We start from the raw sequence: 15,169 nt of genomic DNA, 5'->3' as shown, positions 1-15,169 counted from the left end.
CGGCGCGCGCCCGGCCGCGCGCACCTCGTCCCGGCCCCGGCGGCTCCACCACTCCGGGAGCCGGGACGCGTCAGCCGTTCGGCAGGATCACCGCGCGGCCGTTGACCTTCCTCGCGTGCAGCCGCTCGTAGGCGAGCGGCGCCTCGTCGATGCCGTACGTCTCGATGTGCACGTCGAGCGCGCCCGACCGCGCGAGGTCGAGCACTTCGCGCAGTTCGCCCCTGCTGCCCCAGTAGGGCGCGGCGACGGCCACGTCGAACGCGGTGGTGTTGATGCCGACCGGCAGTGCACCGCCGCCGAGGCCGACGACGGAGACGTCGCCCTCCACCGCCGCCACCGCGCCCGCCGTCGTCACGGTGGGCTGGGCACCGACGAAGTCGAACACGGCCTCCGCGCCGAGGCCGCCCGTCAGCTCCCGCACCCGGCCGGCGGCGCGTTCGTCGGACAGCACCGTGTCATGCGCCCCGACGGACCTGGCCAGCGCCAGCTTCTCCTCGGCCACGTCGAGCGCGATCACCCGGCTCGGGGTCAGCGCCCGCAGCAGCTGGATGGCGACGTGACCGAGCCCACCGGCCCCGATGACCACGGCCGTGCTGCCGGGCACCAGCTTGGGCAGCGACCGCTTGATCGCGTGGTACGGCGTGAGCCCGGCGTCCGTCAGCGGCACCGACCTGACCGGGTCGAGGCCGTCCAGCGGCAGCAGGAACCGCGCGTCGTCGACGAGCAGGTACTCGGCCATGGCGCCCGGCGCGCCGAGGCCGGGCGGGAAGATGCCGAGCCGGGCCGCGTCCAGGCAGTAGTTCTCCTTGCCCTCGGCGCACTTGGCGCAGCGCCCGCAGCCCTGCGGCCCGTACACCGCGACGAGATCGCCCTCGGCGAGGCCGGTGACGCCGGGGCCGAACCCGGCCACTCTTCCCGCGCCCTCGTGGCCGAGGGTGAGCGGCAGCCGGTAGGGGAACTGGTCCGCGGGCCAGCTCATCAGCGCGATGTCGGAGTGGCACACCCCGGCCGCGGCCACCTCGAGCAGCACCTGCCCCGGGCCTGGCTCCGGCTCGGGGAGCGTGACGACTGCGGGGGCGGCGCCGATCTCCAGGTACTGAACGGCCTTCATGGCGGCTCCTTCGGGTCTACCGGTCTGGCCTTCGGCTTCCGTCAGCGGGCCGCGTAGGCGCCGTCGACGAGGTGGTAGCTGCCGTGGACGAACGCGGCCCGTTCCGACAGCAGGAAGACGGTCAGCTCCGCGACATCCGCCGCGGTGCCGAGGCGTCCGGCCGGGTGCAGGTCCACCAGCGCACCGACGTCGATGTCCTCCGAGGCGTGCAGCAGCGGCGTGTCGATGAAGCCGGGGCCGACCGCGTTGATCCGGACGTTGCGGGCGGCGTACTCCAGGGCGGCGGTCTTCGTCAGGCCGACCACACCGTGCTTGGCCGCCACGTAGGCGGCGGAGCCGGCGAAGCCGTTGGTGCCGAGGATGGAGGCCATGTTGACGATCGCGCCGCCGCCCGCTTCGAGGATGGCGGGCAGCTCGTAGCGCATGGAGTAGAAGACGCCGCTGAGGTTGGTGTCGACGACCCGCCGCCACTCGTCGAGCGGGTAGGCGCCGCTCGGGGCGCTCGCCCCGCCGATGCCCGCGTTGTTGACGGCCAGGTGCAGGGCCCCGAACGTTCCGGTGGCGAACGCGACGGCGGCCTCCGCGGACGCCGGATCGGTGACGTCCATGCGGATCGCGGCGGCCTGGGCGCCGGTGCCGGCGATCTCGTCGGCGGCCTTCGCGGCGGCCGTCTCCTGGTAGTCGGCGAGGACGACGCTCGCGCCGCCCGCGGCGAGGCGGTCGGCGACGGCCCGGCCGATCCCGGAGGCCGCGCCGGTGACGAGGGCGGTCCGGCCGGAGAACTCCGTGCGGTAGTCGGTGACGGTCATGTGCCTGCTGCTCCTTCGCTGCCGGTGCTGCCGGTGCTGCCGGTGCTACTGGTCCTGCCGGTCCTCCGGTCCGCCCCGTCCTCCGCGCGCTGCCTCGGCAGCGCCCCGGGGCGGAGGGCCAGAACGGAGAAGGCACGTTCCACCAGTGCGGTGAGGTCGCTCCCCGCGTCCGCCCCGCCCTCCTCGCTCCCGGCGATCCACAGCTCCTGGGCCGCGCTCAGGGCGCCGGCCGCCGCGCCCGCGAGCACGGCGGGGCGGGGATCGCGGTGCGGGTCGAGGCCGAGCCGCGCGGCCACGATGCGCGTGGACTCGCGCTGCGCCTCGGCCCGGATGTGGTGGAAGGCGGCGTGGAGCGCCGGCTCCCGCAGCGTGAGGCGCAGCAACTCGGGCATCCGGGGCCGGTAGGGCCAGGGCGGCTCGGTCGCGTCGGCCAGCCAGGACAGGACCGCGGCGCGGTAGGCGGCGAGCGGCGGCTCGTCGGCCGGGCGCGCGCGCAGCAGCGCGTTGATACGCGCGCCGTCGGCCCGGATGACGTCGAGCGCCGCGCTCTCCTTGCTGCCGAAGTGCCGGCTGAACGTGCGCCGCGCCACGTCGGCGCGCTCCGCGATCCGCTCGACGGTCACGGCGGCGAGCCCGTGGTCGAGCACCAGCTCGAACGCGGCATTCGCCAGCGCCTTCCTGGTCCGCAGGGCCTTGCGTCGGCGGCGGTCGGCCGCCGGAGCTTCGGTGGTCACGCTCTCCAGCGTACGCCGAGATGTCCCAGTGGGACTTTTGTCTCAGTGGGACGCGTGATCACGGCAGTCGAAACCGGTGCCGCCCTGGGAAGGCAGGGGCGGCACCGGTTCGGGCAGACGGACTGACGTCGTCGCGCGCGGTTCAAGGACCGCGTCAGCCGCCTGCCAGCTGGTACGCCATATCGGGCGAGAACTGCCCGGCCGGGCCGGCGCAGCCGTCCAGCTCACCGGGCGGCTTCACCCACAGATAGGCGTCGATCAGGTCGTTCCCCGTGTCGGCGGTGGGGTTTTCACCGACGAGGCGGCCGGGCGGGTCGCACCATTCGGCGCCGTCCGGGCCGTTGCCGTTGCGGCTGGTGTCGATGACCGCCCGCAGGCTGTCGTCCCCCAGCGCGGCGAGCACGCCCTCCGCGAAGGCCACCTCCTCCTCGGTGACGCGGTAGTTGGAGACGTTGCTGTAGATGCCGTCCCCGCTCTCCAGGATTCCGGCCTCGGTGAGCGTGCCGGCCATCGTGGCCGGCTCGTGCCAGGCCGAGTGCCCGGCGTCGAAGTACACGCGAGCCTCGGGATTGGCGGCGTGGATGGTGTCGGCCGCCTGCGCCAGCGCGGAGAAACGTTCGGCGCGTTCCGCGTCGTCCAGGCAGGTGGTCAGGGCCAGCGAGTCCGGCTCCAGGATGATCGCGACCGGGTCGCTGCCGAGCCCGGCCGCAAAGCCCTCGGCCCACTCCAGGTAACTCGGGAAGTCCGGGGCGCCGCCTGCCGACGCCCCGCCGCAGTCGCGGTTGGGGATCATGTACGAGACCAGCACGGGGACCTCGCCCGCCGCCGCGGCGGCGGAGGTGACCTCCGCCGCGTCCTGGGTGACGGTGCCGGGTTCGTAATTGGAGAACCACACCGCCTGCGGCTGGCTCGCGATCCGTTCGGCGATGAGCGGCTGCCGGGCGTCCCCGGCGTTCTCCTCGACCCACTCGTGCACCTGGAGCGGATAGTTGTGGAACACCGCGTCGCCGGGCAGGTCGGCCGAGGCGCCCTGGGCGGTGGGGAGGGCGGTCCACGCGAACACGCCGCCGAGCGCCGCGCCGGCGGCGAGCAGCAGGGGGGCGCGCCGGGCGCGCCGGGGGCGTGTGCGGTCGTCGGGTGGTTGTGCGGCTCGTGGGGTGCGCATGCAGGCTCGTTCCCTTCGGGACGAAAATGTGGGGGGGGTGGGAGCGCTCCCATAGCCGCAGAACATAGCGGTTCGATTGAGCCGAGTAAACGGTGAGGACGCACTCGAAGGGAACGGGTCGGCATTCGCTCACCGGTCGAGCCTGCTTGCTAATGGTTTGTCGGCATTCATCCGCGAAGGTGATGCGGCGTGGCGGTGAGGCCCGTCGCGCATCGTCGCGGAACGGTGCTCCGGCGCGCTCGGGGGCGCGCCGGATCTCGGCGCGCCGGTTTCGGCAGTGTGTCGTGGGGTAAAGCCACGGTAATTTGGGAGCGCTCCCAGTTTCGGAACCCACAACCGGAAGTCGGAGACCGCGTCATGCACGTACTGAGACAGACTCACACCCCCCGCTGGGCGCTCCGCGCCCTGGCGCTGCTGTCCGCGGCGATGATGTTCCTGATCCCCTGGGCGGACAACGCCGCCGCCCACGGATCGATCGTCGACCCCGCCTCCCGCAACTACGGCTGCTGGGACCGCTGGGGCGACGACCACTTGAACCCGGCCATGGCGCAGGAAGACCCCATGTGCTGGCAGGCGTGGCAGGACAACCCGAACGCCATGTGGAACTGGAACGGGCTGTACCGCAACAACGTCGGCGGCAACCACCAGGGCCAGGTGCCGAGCGGTCAGCTCTGCAGCGGCGGCCAGACCGAGGGCGGCCGGTACAACTCGCTTGACGCCGTCGGTCCCTGGAAGACCACCGACGTCGGCGCCAACTTCTCGGTGCACCTCTACGACCAGGCCAGCCACGGGGCCGACTACTTCCAGATCTACGTCACCCGCCAGGGCTTCGACCCGGCCAGCGAGCCGCTCGGCTGGGACGACCTCCAACTGGTCGAGGAGACCGGCAGCTACGCCCCCAGCCAGAACATCTCCGTGGACGTGAGCGCGCCCGGCCGCAGCGGCCACCACGTCGTCTTCACGATCTGGCAGGCCTCGCACATGGACCAGGTGTACTACCTGTGCAGCGACGTCAACTTCAACTGACGCGCTGACGCCCGCGCCACCGCTTCGCGAGCCCCGTCCGCCGCCCCGGCAGCGGACGGGGCTCCGCGTCGTTCCCCGGTGAGGCCCCGGCCGGCGAGGGCGGTCGCCCGTTCCAGGAACGCCGCGGCGGCCGACGCGGCACCGGATGAGGCCCGGCGTCAGGTGCGGAGCCCGCGGACTCGTGAGCACCAGGCGCGCGTGCTGCCGCAGTGCCGGACGGTGATGCTTACCGGTGCTCGGTCGGCTGGACAGGGCGACCCTGGGCGTCGCGGCGTCGGTCCCGGGTCTCGGGGAGTTTCCGGAAGCCGGCCGACTCGTAGGTGGCGACGGCGCCGGCGTTGGCGCTCGGGGTGCCGACGATCGCGCTCGACGAGCCCAGCTCCTGGAGTGCCGCCGCCGCGGCGACGGTGATCGCCTTGCCGTGGCCGTGACCGCGATGTTCCGTGGGCACGCCCATCGGCTCCAAAAGCCCCGGCTTCCCCGGGCCGGCCGACCACACCGTCACCGCCGCCACCGCGTTGCCCCGGTCGTCGTACGCGACCAGACACCGGGCGTCGGCGTACGGCAATCCAGCCGCCATCGCGTGCCAGCGCTCGTCCGTGAACGTCGATCTGCCGAACGACGACCGATGTGCGGCGGTCCGCACGTGCGCCCGTTCCGGCCCGATCACCTCGATCCGCACACCCGGCTCCGCCACCGGCTCCGTGAGGTCCCGGCGCAGCGGCGTCCACGGCTCGTCGGTGCTCCAGCCGTCCTCGGACAGCAGGTCCTGGACCAGTGCGCCCATGGGTGCCTCGATGTACGCCCGCCCCTCTCCCAGCACGCCGCGCTCCGGCTCGGCCATGTCCTCGACCAACTGCCGCGCCAGCTCCTCGTCCCGCTGGGCGTCCGGCGCGATCGTCAGCCGCAGCAGCTCGGGACCGTCCAGCAGCCCGACGGCGAGGATCTGTCCGTTCCGGCTCCAGGTCCGGACCGCCGCGGCCGTCGCCTCGGCACCGAACCGCCAGAACCAGCCCAGGTCCCCCGGATGCAGCCGCATCGGCGCCCCGTCGTACTGCCACTCCCGCAGCGTGCCCACAGCCTCGCTCAACCCGTCGACTCCCGGCCTGCCCAACGCAATCGTCATACTCCCGATCACACACGAACGCGCTGGCGGTCCGCACCCGGTTTCCGGCCACTACCGGTACCGGCAGTGGTGCACAGCCGACCGGCCGACCGCCGCTGACCGAAGTCGTTGCCGGGCCAGTCGCGGACCCGCTGGTCCACCGCGGCCGGTCCGCCTCCTGCGACGGCGGATTCCCGTTCCCCGCCCGTCAGGGCCGCAGCCGGTCCGCCTTCAGTGCCATGTGCAGCAGCAGCCGGTCCGCACCCGAGCCCAGGTCGAGGCCGGTGAGCCGTTCGACGCGGGACAGCCGGTAGTACAGCGTCTGCCGGTGGATGCCCAGGGCCGCGGCCGTGCGGGCGGCCTGCCCGGCATGGTCGAGGAACGTCTCCGCGGTGCGCGCCAGCTCCCGGTGCCCGGGGGCGAGCAGGGGCGCGACCGCCGGATCGGGCGCCCCCTCGGGCAGCGCGGTCAGCAGCCGGTAGGGGCCGAGGGCCGTCCACGCGGCGACGGCGCCGAGCCGGTCCTCCGCTCCCGCGGCGCGCGCCGCGGCCAGCGCCTGGCGCCAGGCGCCGGGCAGATCCTCGGGGCCGGGACCGGCGCCGCCGATGCCGGCGGTGGCGCCGCCGCGCAGCCGCTCCGCGACCGCGCGCGCCGCGCCGGGGCGCGTCAGCGCGGCGAGCGCGGCCGGCGCGACCCGGCCGTGCGCCTGGCCCCCGGGCATCAGGCACAGCGCGAGGGCGCCCGGCGGTGCCGTCGGCACGTCGGCCGGCTCCCTGCCCTGTGTGACCGGCCAGGGGGTCACCGCGACCAAGGTCAGCGGCCCTTCGGCCGCGGGCCCGAGCGCCTCGGCCAGCGCGTCGGCCGCACCCTGCCCGGCCTCGGCCAGCAGGGCGTGCAGCAGTTCGCCGAGCCGCGCGCCGGCCCGCGCCTCCTCGGCGAGGAGCGTCCCGATCCGCCCGGCCGTGGCCATGGCGTCGTCGAGCCGCGGGTCGTCCAGCGTCAGCACGTCGTCGTCGAGCAGCCAGATGTAGCCGTACACCACCGCCCCGTGCCGCACGGGCAGGCAGATCCGCCCGGTCAGCACGCCTGCGGCCGGCTCCGGCGGGATGCGCACGGGGGCGCGCGCGGTGGCGATGCCGAAGCGTTCGAACCATGCGCGCACCGCGGGCGGGGAACGGCGGCGCAGGATGGACCGGGTGCGCACCGGGTCCATGACCCGGTCGTCCTCGCTCTCGTGCGCGCCGAAGGCGATCAGCGCGAAGTCGCGGCCCTCCAGCGTCGCCGGGGTGCCGAGCAGCGCGCTGACCTCGTCGATCAGCTCCTGGTAGTCCGCTCTCATGCCTCGTCCTTCACCTCCTCACCTCCCATTCTCGCCCGGCCTCATACAACTGTCTGAGATCGGGGACACCGATGCAGGACACCTGTCGATGGCCGCGAACCCGGGCGATCCTTACCTTCTCGGGTAACTCGCCTTGATACCCGGAGGTGGCCCGTGCTGGGACCCGTTCTTCTTGCCGCGGCGCGCAGCGACGGCATCCGCCGTGCCGTGTCAGCCGTCCCGGTCACCCGTTCCGTCGTGGCCCGCTTCGTCGCGGGGGAGCAGCTGCCGGACGCCGTGGCCGTCTCGGCCGGGCTGGCCGCGCGCGGCCTCGGCGTGACGCTCGACCACCTCGGTGAGGACGTCACGGACAAGGCGCAGGCCGAGCGCAGCCGCGATGCCTGCCTGGCCCTCGTCGAGGCGCTGGGGCGCGCGGGTCTCGCCGGGGACGCCGAGCTGTCCGTGAAGCTGTCCGCCTTCGGCCAGGCCCTGCCCGGCGGTCACGACCTCGCGCACCGGAACGTCCTGCCGGTGGTGGAGGCCGCGACGGCGGCGGGCACGACGGTGACGCTGGACATGGAGGACCACACGACGACGGACTCGACCCTCGCCATCCACGGCGATCTGCGGACGCGGTTCCCGGCGACCGGCGCGGTGGTGCAGTCGTACCTGTTCCGCACCGAGGAGGACTGCCACGCGCTGGCCGCCGCGGGGGCGCGGGTCAGGCTGGTCAAGGGCGCCTACCGCGAGCCGGCCGCCGTCGCGTACCAGGACCGGCGGGACGTGGACCGGTCGTACGTCCGCTGCCTGCGGATTCTGCTGGCGGGGGAGGGCTACCCGATGGTGGGAACGCACGATCCGCGCCTGATCGCCGTGACGCAGGCGCTGGCCGCCCGCCTCGGCCGGGCGCGGGACGCCTATGAGTTCCAGATGCTGTACGGCATACGCGAGGAGGAGCAGCGCAGGCTGGCGGCCGACGGGCACCGCATGCGGGTCTACGTTCCGTACGGCACCGACTGGTACGGCTACTTCATGCGCCGCCTCGCCGAGCGGCCCGCCAACCTGGCCTTCTTCGCGCGTTCCCTCGCCACCAGGACCTGACCCCGCCCGCCGCCCGGCCCGTTCCGGGCGGTGCCCCGCCGACCGCCGCAATCAGCCGCAGACACCGAAGGAGTTGACGGCCATGGACGCCGTGACCCAGGTTCCCGCACCGGTCAACGAGCCCGTGTACACCTACGCCCCCGGCTCCCCCGAACGCACCCGCCTGGAGCGGAAGCTGAAGGAGCTGGCCGAGAACCCGATCGAGCTGCCCATGACCATCGGCGGCACGGAGCGGCTCGGCGGCGGCGAGCGCTTCGACGTCGTGCAGCCGCACAAGCACGAGGCGCGGCTGGGCACGGCCGCGCATGCCACGGAGCAGGACGCCCGGGACGCGATCGACGCGGCCCTCGCCGCGGCGCCGGCCTGGCGCGCGCTGCCGTTCGACGACCGGGCGGCGGTCTTCCTGCGGGCCGCGGAGCTGCTGTCGGGGCCGTGGCGGGAGACGATCGCCGCGTCCACCATGCTCGGGCAGTCCAAGACGGTGCAGCAGGCGGAGATCGACGCGCCCTGCGAGCTGATCGACTTCTGGCGGTTCAACGTCCACTTCGCCCGCGAGATCCTGGCCGAGCAGCCGCCGGTCCAGCCGAAGGGCGTGTGGAACCGCATGGACTTCCGCCCGCTGGAGGGCTTCGTCTACGCGGTGACGCCGTTCAACTTCACGGCCATCGCGGGCAACCTGCCGACCGCCCCCGCCATCATGGGCAACGTCGTGGTGTGGAAGCCGTCGCCCACCCAGACGCACTCCGCGGTGCTGCTGATGCGGCTGCTGCGCGAGGCGGGCCTGCCCGACGGCGTCATCAACCTGGTGACGGGCGACGGCCGCGCGGTGTCCGAGGTGGCGCTGCCGCACCCCGACCTGGCCGGCATCCACTTCACCGGTTCCACCGCGACGTTCCGCCACCTGTGGCAGCAGGTCGGCACGCATCTGGAGAACTACCGCGGCTACCCGCGGATCGTGGGGGAGACCGGCGGCAAGGACTTCATCGTCGTACATCCCACCGCCGACCCGGCGGCGGTCAAGACGGCCATCATCCGCGGGGCGTTCGAGTACCAGGGCCAGAAGTGCTCGGCGGCGTCGCGCGCCTACGTGCCGCGTTCGCTGTGGGAGGGCGGCCTGCGGGACGCCGTCGCGCAGGAGGCGGACGGCCTGTCGATGGGCGACCCCACGGATCTGTCGCACTTCATGGGCGCGCTCATCGACGAACGGTCCTTCGCGAAGGTGACGGCGGCGCTGGAACGGGCCAAGGCCGACCCGTCCTGCGAGATCGTCGCGGGCGGCACCTGGGACGACTCGGTCGGCTGGTTCGTCAGGCCGACGGTGCTCACCTGCTCCGACCCGGAGAACGAGGTGTTCAGCACCGAGTACTTCGGACCGGTTATCGCCGTGCACGTGTACGAGGACGACACGTTCGACACGATGCTCGACCAGATGGAGTCGGTCGCGGCGTACGCCCTCACCGGCGCGTTCTTCGCGCGGGACCGGGCGGTGGCCGCGGCGGCCGGTGAGCGGCTGCGGTTCGCCGCGGGCAACTTCTACCTCAACGACAAGCCCACGGGCTCCGTCGTCGGCCAGCAGCCCTTCGGCGGGGCGCGCGCCTCGGGGACCAACGACAAGGCGGGCTCGAAGTTCAACCTGCTGCGCTGGGCCTCCCCGCGTGTCATCAAGGAGACGCAGGTGCCGCCGACCGACCACCGTTACCCGCACATGGGCTGACGTGCGGGGGTGCCCCCCGGCCCCGCACGTCCCGGGCTCCCCGTCCGCCACAGGCGAAACGGACGGGGAGCCCGGTCGTCTCAGATAGTAGGACGCCCAGGTATTTGGCGAGACATCACGGCGGATCACCGCTACTTTTGTGGAGGTCGCACTTCGGGCACCGTCGCCCCCTGCCGTCACGTCTCCCTCACTGGAGCTGATCCGTCATGGATGCCACAGCCACCCTTCCGCAGCGCGGCACCACCTCCCGTTCCGGCGCGGGGTCGGCCCTCGGCCGCGCCCGGGCCGCCGCCCGCGAGGCCCGGGAGGCCAGCCGCAGGCAGGCCGCCGCGGCCCTCCAGCGCGCGCTCGACCGCAGGGACAACGGCGGGGCGGGGGAGCACTGACCCGTCCGCATCGTGGACGCGTCGTGTCAGTTCCTGGGACGCGGCGTAGGGTCCCCCCATGGCTCGGAGCATCGATCTCGCAGTGATTCCCGGCGACGGCATCGGCCCGGAGGTGGTGGCCGAGGGACTGAAGGTCCTGACGACCGTTCTGCCCAGGGACGTCAAGCTGGAGACCACCGCCTACGACCTGGGTGCCGCCCGCTGGCACGCCACCGGCGAGACGCTGCCCGACGCCGATCTCGGCCGGCTCAAGGGCCACGACGCGATCCTGCTGGGCGCGATCGGCGACCCGTCGGTGCCCTCCGGTGTCCTGGAGCGCGGCCTGCTGCTGAAGCTCCGCTTCGCGTTCGACCACTACGTGAACCTCAGGCCCAGCCGCCTCTTCCCGAACACGGCGACCCCGCTGGCCGGCCGCCCCGACATCGACTTCGTCGTCGTCCGCGAGGGCACCGAGGGCCCCTACGTCGGCAACGGCGGCTCCATGCGCACCGGCACGCCCGCCGAGGTCGCCACCGAGGTCAGCATCAACACCGCCTACGGCGTCGAGCGCGTCGTGCGCGACGCCTTCGAGCGCGCCGCGGCCCGCCCCGCCCGGAAGCTGACGCTGGTCCACAAGAACAACGTCCTGGTGCACGCCGGCCACCTGTGGAAGAACACGGTCGACCGCGTCGGCGCGGAGTATCCCCAGGTCACCACCGACTATCTGCACGTCGACGCGGCCACCATCTTCTTCGTCACGCAGCCGGAGCGCTTCGACGTCATCGTCACCGACAACCTCTTCGGCGACATCCTCACCGACCTGGCCGCCGCCGTCACCGGCGGCATCGGCCTCGCCGCGTCCGGGAACATCAACCCGACCGGCACCTACCCGTCGATGTTCGAGCCGGTTCACGGCTCCGCGCCCGACATCGCCGGCACCGGCAAGGCCGATCCCACGGCCACCGTGCTGTCCGTCGCCCTGCTGTTGCGCCACCTCGGGCACGAGGCCGAGGCCGCCCGCGTCGAGGACGCGGTCACCGCCGACCTCGCCGAACGTGACGCCGCGACCCCCCGCACCACCGCGGAGACCGGCGACGCCCTCGCCCGACGAGTAGCCGGCTAGTCCCGCCGGCCGCACGTGCCGCCGGGCTCGGGTGCCCGGCGGCCTACGCAAGTCCGCCGCGGGGTGCCACCATCGTTCCCAGGGCCGCCTGAACCTCCGTACCGTGCGGCGGGACCACCGAGCAATAATCGACGCGGGGCCGTCGTCCCCCGATGCTCGGACGTCCTACTACCGCGCGGGCGGCGGGCAGACAGCCCGCCCGACCCTGACGTGAAGGACGCGTAATCCATGACCACCCGCATCCCGTTCGACCTCAAGCCCGCCGCCCAGCCGCTGTCCGATGAGGAGCGCGCCGCCGCCCTCGCCAATCCGGGGTTCGGCCGCTACTTCACCGATCACATGGTCACCATCCGGTGGACCGAGGGCCGCGGGTGGCACGATGCCCAGCTCCAGCCGTACGCCCCGGTCCCGATGGACCCGGCCACCATGGTCCTGCACTACGGGCAGGAGATCTTCGAGGGGCTGAAGGCGTACCGGCAGCCCGACGGCTCGGTCGCCGTCTTCCGCCCGGACGCCAACGGCCGGCGCTTCCAGCTCTCCGCGCGCCGGCTCGCCATGCCCGAACTACCCGTCGAGACCTTTGTCGAGGCCATCGACCTGCTGGTCGCCCAGGACAAGGCGTGGGTCCCGACCGAGGGGGAGCAGTCGCTCTACCTGCGGCCGTTCATGTTCGCCACGGAGGTCGGCCTCGGCATCAACCGGCCCGCCAACGAATACCTCTTCATGATCATCGCCTCGCCCGCCGGGGCGTACTTCCCGCGCGGCATCAAGCCCGTCTCCGTCTGGCTGTCCCGGGAGTACGTGCGCGCCGCCCCTGGCGGCACCGGCGAGGCCAAGTGCGGCGGCAACTACGCCGCGGCCTTCGTCGCCCAGGCCGAGGCCACGCGCCAGGGCTGCGACCAGGTCGTCTGGCTCGACTCCGACGAGCGCCGCTGGGTCGAGGAGATGGGCGGCATGAACCTGTACTTCGTCAGGGGAACGGGCGCCGGCGCCGCCATCGTCACGCCCGCGCTGACCGGCACGCTGCTGCCCGGCATCACCCGCGACTCGCTGCTGACCATCGCCGGTGACCTCGGCTACGCCACCGACGAGGTCCGCATCTCCACCGACGACTGGGAACGCGGGAACGCGGACGGCACCATCAACGAGGTCTTCGCCTGCGGCACCGCGGCCGTGATCACGCCCGTGGGCTCGGTCAAGTCCGCCGACGCGGCCTGGACGGTCGGCGACGGTCAGCCGGGCGCGATCACCATGCGGCTGCGGGAGCAGCTCCTCGGCATCCAGACCGGAACGGTCGAGGACCGCCACGGCTGGATGCACCACATCGCCTGACGTCCGGCCCGCGGTCCGGATGGTGAGACGGCGGGTGGCACAGGCCCGCGCCTGTGCCACACTGCCCTCATGCTTCGCTTCGCCATGATTATTGGTGACCGGCGCGCCGGTCCTCGGTAAACCTCCGGGACCCGCGTGCAGACCTCTCGCATCCGCGAGGGGTCTTTTCGTTTTCCGGGCACGCTCCCGGGCCCCCGACTCCCCGACTTCCCCCATCACAGGAGCACGCACCGCCATGACGACGGACGATCCGGACACCCAGGCCGTGGGCGACGCCTTCCACGTCTTCGACACCACGCTGCGCGACGGCGCGCAGCGCGAGGGCATCAGCCTCACCGTGGGCGACAAGCTGACCATCGCCCGCCACCTCGACGAGTTCGGCGTCGGGTTCATCGAGGGCGGCTGGCCGGGCGCCAACCCCAGGGACACCGAGTTCTTCCGGCGCGCCCGCGAGGAGATCGCGTTCCGGCACGCCCAGCTCGTCGCGTTCGGCTCCACCCGCAGGGCGGGTGCCGACGCGGCCGAGGACCCGCAGGTGCAGGCGCTGCTCGACTCGGGCGCCCCGGTCGTCACGCTGGTCGCCAAGTCCCACGACCGGCACGTGGAGCTGGCGCTGCGCACCACGCTGGAGGAGAACCTCGCGATGGTCGGCGACACGGTCGCCCACCTGCGGGCCCACGGGCGGCGCGTCTTCGTCGACTGCGAGCACTTCTTCGACGGCCACGCCGCGAATCCGGGCTACGCCCTCGACGTCGTGCGCACCGCCCACCGGGCCGGCGCGGACGTCGTCGTGCTGTGCGACACCAACGGCGGGATGCTGCCCGCGCAGGTGCAGGCCGTCGTGCGGACCGTCGCGGCCGACACCGGCGCGCGTATCGGCATCCACGCGCAGGACGACAGCGGCTGTGCCGTCGCCAACACCCTGGCCGCCGTGGACGCGGGCGCGACGCACGTGCAGTGCACCGCCAACGGGTACGGCGAACGCGTCGGCAACGCCAACCTCTTCCCGGTGGTCGCCGCCCTGGAACTGAAGTACGGCCGGCGCGTGCTGCCGCCCGGCGCCCTGACCGAGATGACGCGCATCTCGCACGCCATCGCCGAGGTCGTCAACCTCGCCCCCGAGACCCACCAGCCGTACGTCGGGATCTCGGCCTTCGCGCACAAGGCGGGGCTGCACGCCTCCGCCATCAAGGTCGACCCGGACCTGTACCAGCACATCGACCCGGAGCTGGTGGGCAACTCGATGCGCATGCTGGTGTCCGACATGGCCGGCCGGGCCTCGGTGGAGCTGAAGGGCAAGGAGCTGGGCTACGACCTGGGTGACCGTGAGTTGGTCGGCCGGATCGTCGAACGGGTCAAGGAGCGGGAACAGCAGGGGTTCACCTATGAGGCGGCCGACGCCTCGTTCGAGCTGCTGCTGCGCGAGGCGGTGCACGGCGGCCCGCAGCGCTTCTTCTCCCTGGAATCCTGGCGCGCCATCGCCGACCAGCGCGCGGACGGCTCGGTGGACAACGAGGCCACCGTGCGGATCTGGGCCAAGGGCGAACGGATCCTCGCGACCGGTGAGGGCAACGGCCCGGTCAACGCGCTGGACCGCGCCCTGCGTACGGGGCTGGAGCGGAGCTTCCCGCAGCTGGCCAGGATTCAGCTGGTGGACTACAAGGTGCGCATCCTGGAGGGCAGGCACGGCACCCAGTCGACCACGCGCGTCCTGATCACGACGGGCGACGGCTCCACCGAGTGGTCCACGGTCGGCGTCGCGGACAACGTCATCGCGGCCTCCTGGCAGGCGCTGGACGATGCCTACACCTACGGCCTCCTGCGCGCCGGCCTGCGGCCGAGTGACTGAGCCCTCACGCTGAGCCGAGCGGCACTGTAGAAAGCCAACAGTGCCGCTCCGGCTCCGCTGTACGGTGCATGCACCCGGCCTTCGCCCGTACTCGCGTTCTGTCCAGCGCGGCCATGAAACACCTGCGGAGACTGTACGGATCTGACGAGAGCCAAGTGCGGCCGCATTTCGTAGGGTCTATACATGACCGATCATGCATCGACGGACGCATCAGAAACGGCCGCTCCCGCCGACACGCGCGGCCGGGTCGCGGAGTTGCGTGCGATTCGGGAGGAGGCGTGGGCGGGGCCTTCGGAGCGGGCGACCGCGGCGCAGCATGGGAAGGGGAAGCTGACGGCGCGGGAGCGGATCGCGCTGTTGCTGGACGAGGGGTCGTTCCGTGAGGTGGGGGTGTTGCGGCGGCATCGGGCTTCGGGG

The 15,169-nt window shown here is 72.9% G+C and carries 14 protein-coding genes; 8 read left to right on the top strand and 6 right to left on the bottom strand.

Going from position 1 to position 15,169, the window contains the following annotated elements:
* Positions 1 to 70: 70 nt before the first annotated feature.
* The 4 genes from STBA_RS08465 to STBA_RS08450 form a co-directional block, all read right to left on the bottom strand.
* Positions 71 to 1,111, bottom strand: a complete 1,041-nt coding sequence (locus tag STBA_RS08465; protein WP_077058655.1) for an NAD(P)-dependent alcohol dehydrogenase — start codon at positions 1,109 to 1,111, stop codon at positions 71 to 73.
* Positions 1,112 to 1,152: 41 nt separating this feature from the next.
* The gene (locus STBA_RS08460) at positions 1,153 to 1,920 is read right to left on the bottom strand and encodes an SDR family NAD(P)-dependent oxidoreductase (protein ID WP_077058654.1); all 768 of its coding nucleotides are present in this window, start codon (positions 1,918 to 1,920) and stop codon (positions 1,153 to 1,155) included.
* Positions 1,917 to 2,654 (bottom strand): TetR/AcrR family transcriptional regulator, encoded by a 738-nt coding sequence (locus STBA_RS08455; protein WP_077058653.1) that lies wholly within the window; start codon positions 2,652 to 2,654, stop codon positions 1,917 to 1,919. Before STBA_RS08455 ends, STBA_RS08460 begins: the two co-directional genes overlap by 4 nt.
* 154 nt (positions 2,655 to 2,808) lie before the next feature.
* On the bottom strand, positions 2,809 to 3,819 hold the full coding sequence (locus STBA_RS08450; protein ID WP_077058652.1) for a glycoside hydrolase family 6 protein: 1,011 nt from the start codon (positions 3,817 to 3,819) through the stop codon (positions 2,809 to 2,811).
* 357 nt (positions 3,820 to 4,176) lie between these two features.
* On the opposite strand from STBA_RS08450, the gene STBA_RS08445 reads away from it, so the two are divergent.
* Positions 4,177 to 4,845, top strand: a complete 669-nt coding sequence (locus STBA_RS08445; protein WP_077058651.1) for a lytic polysaccharide monooxygenase auxiliary activity family 9 protein — start codon at positions 4,177 to 4,179, stop codon at positions 4,843 to 4,845.
* A gap of 226 nt (positions 4,846 to 5,071) precedes the next feature.
* Here STBA_RS08445 and STBA_RS08440 read toward each other — a convergent pair whose 3' ends face one another.
* Complete coding sequence (locus STBA_RS08440) at positions 5,072 to 5,971, bottom strand: GNAT family N-acetyltransferase (RefSeq protein ID WP_077058650.1); 900 nt, start codon at positions 5,969 to 5,971, stop codon at positions 5,072 to 5,074.
* 187 nt (positions 5,972 to 6,158) lie between these two features.
* A complete protein-coding gene (locus STBA_RS08435; RefSeq protein ID WP_077058649.1) occupies positions 6,159 to 7,289 on the bottom strand; it encodes a helix-turn-helix domain-containing protein in 1,131 nt (376 codons plus the stop codon).
* A gap of 153 nt (positions 7,290 to 7,442) precedes the next feature.
* On the opposite strand from STBA_RS08435, the gene STBA_RS08430 reads away from it, so the two are divergent.
* The 7 genes from STBA_RS08430 to STBA_RS08400 all read left to right on the top strand — a co-directional run.
* Positions 7,443 to 8,369 (top strand): proline dehydrogenase family protein, encoded by a 927-nt coding sequence (locus STBA_RS08430; protein WP_077058648.1) that lies wholly within the window; start codon positions 7,443 to 7,445, stop codon positions 8,367 to 8,369.
* An 82-nt stretch (positions 8,370 to 8,451) separates the two neighbouring features.
* Positions 8,452 to 10,083 (top strand): L-glutamate gamma-semialdehyde dehydrogenase, encoded by a 1,632-nt coding sequence (gene pruA / locus STBA_RS08425; protein ID WP_077058647.1) that lies wholly within the window; start codon positions 8,452 to 8,454, stop codon positions 10,081 to 10,083.
* 206 nt (positions 10,084 to 10,289) lie between these two features.
* Positions 10,290 to 10,469, top strand: coding sequence for a hypothetical protein (locus STBA_RS08420; RefSeq protein ID WP_077058646.1), 180 nt, complete (start codon positions 10,290 to 10,292; stop codon positions 10,467 to 10,469).
* Positions 10,470 to 10,527: 58 nt separating this feature from the next.
* Entirely contained in the window at positions 10,528 to 11,571 is a 1,044-nt protein-coding gene (locus STBA_RS08415) for a 3-isopropylmalate dehydrogenase (protein WP_077058645.1), read from the top strand.
* 228 nt (positions 11,572 to 11,799) lie between these two features.
* The gene (locus STBA_RS08410) at positions 11,800 to 12,903 is read left to right on the top strand and encodes a branched-chain amino acid aminotransferase (RefSeq protein ID WP_077058644.1); all 1,104 of its coding nucleotides are present in this window, start codon (positions 11,800 to 11,802) and stop codon (positions 12,901 to 12,903) included.
* Positions 12,904 to 13,138: 235 nt separating this feature from the next.
* The gene (cimA, locus tag STBA_RS08405) at positions 13,139 to 14,752 is read left to right on the top strand and encodes a citramalate synthase (RefSeq protein ID WP_077058643.1); all 1,614 of its coding nucleotides are present in this window, start codon (positions 13,139 to 13,141) and stop codon (positions 14,750 to 14,752) included.
* A 183-nt stretch (positions 14,753 to 14,935) separates the two neighbouring features.
* The coding region (locus STBA_RS08400; RefSeq protein WP_290443761.1) for a carboxyl transferase domain-containing protein at positions 14,936 to 15,169 on the top strand (234 nt) is incomplete at its 3' end.

Origin of the sequence: Streptomyces sp. MP131-18, from assembly GCF_001984575.1 — a bacterium.
Lineage (GTDB): Bacteria > Actinomycetota > Actinomycetes > Streptomycetales > Streptomycetaceae > Streptomyces > Streptomyces johnsoniae.
The sequence above is the reverse complement of the archived record's forward strand: the minus strand, read 5'-3'. Positions and strand labels throughout refer to the sequence as shown.

Bases quoted from the DNA above. Each gene is read 5' to 3' on its own strand.
- STBA_RS08465 (WP_077058655.1), bottom strand. From the start codon at position 1,111: ATGAAGGCCGTTCAGTACCTGGAGATCGGCGCCGCCCCCGCAGTCGTC.
- STBA_RS08460 (WP_077058654.1), bottom strand. From the start codon at position 1,920: ATGACCGTCACCGACTACCGCACGGAGTTCTCCGGCCGGACCGCCCTC.
- STBA_RS08450 (WP_077058652.1), bottom strand. From the start codon at position 3,819: ATGCGCACCCCACGAGCCGCACAACCACCCGACGACCGCACACGCCCC.
- STBA_RS08445 (WP_077058651.1), top strand. From the start codon at position 4,177: ATGCACGTACTGAGACAGACTCACACCCCCCGCTGGGCGCTCCGCGCC.
- STBA_RS08440 (WP_077058650.1), bottom strand. From the start codon at position 5,971: ATGACGATTGCGTTGGGCAGGCCGGGAGTCGACGGGTTGAGCGAGGCT.
- STBA_RS08435 (WP_077058649.1), bottom strand. From the start codon at position 7,289: ATGAGAGCGGACTACCAGGAGCTGATCGACGAGGTCAGCGCGCTGCTC.
- pruA (WP_077058647.1), top strand. From the start codon at position 8,452: ATGGACGCCGTGACCCAGGTTCCCGCACCGGTCAACGAGCCCGTGTAC.
- STBA_RS08420 (WP_077058646.1), top strand. From the start codon at position 10,290: ATGGATGCCACAGCCACCCTTCCGCAGCGCGGCACCACCTCCCGTTCC.
- STBA_RS08415 (WP_077058645.1), top strand. From the start codon at position 10,528: ATGGCTCGGAGCATCGATCTCGCAGTGATTCCCGGCGACGGCATCGGC.
- STBA_RS08410 (WP_077058644.1), top strand. From the start codon at position 11,800: ATGACCACCCGCATCCCGTTCGACCTCAAGCCCGCCGCCCAGCCGCTG.
- cimA (WP_077058643.1), top strand. From the start codon at position 13,139: ATGACGACGGACGATCCGGACACCCAGGCCGTGGGCGACGCCTTCCAC.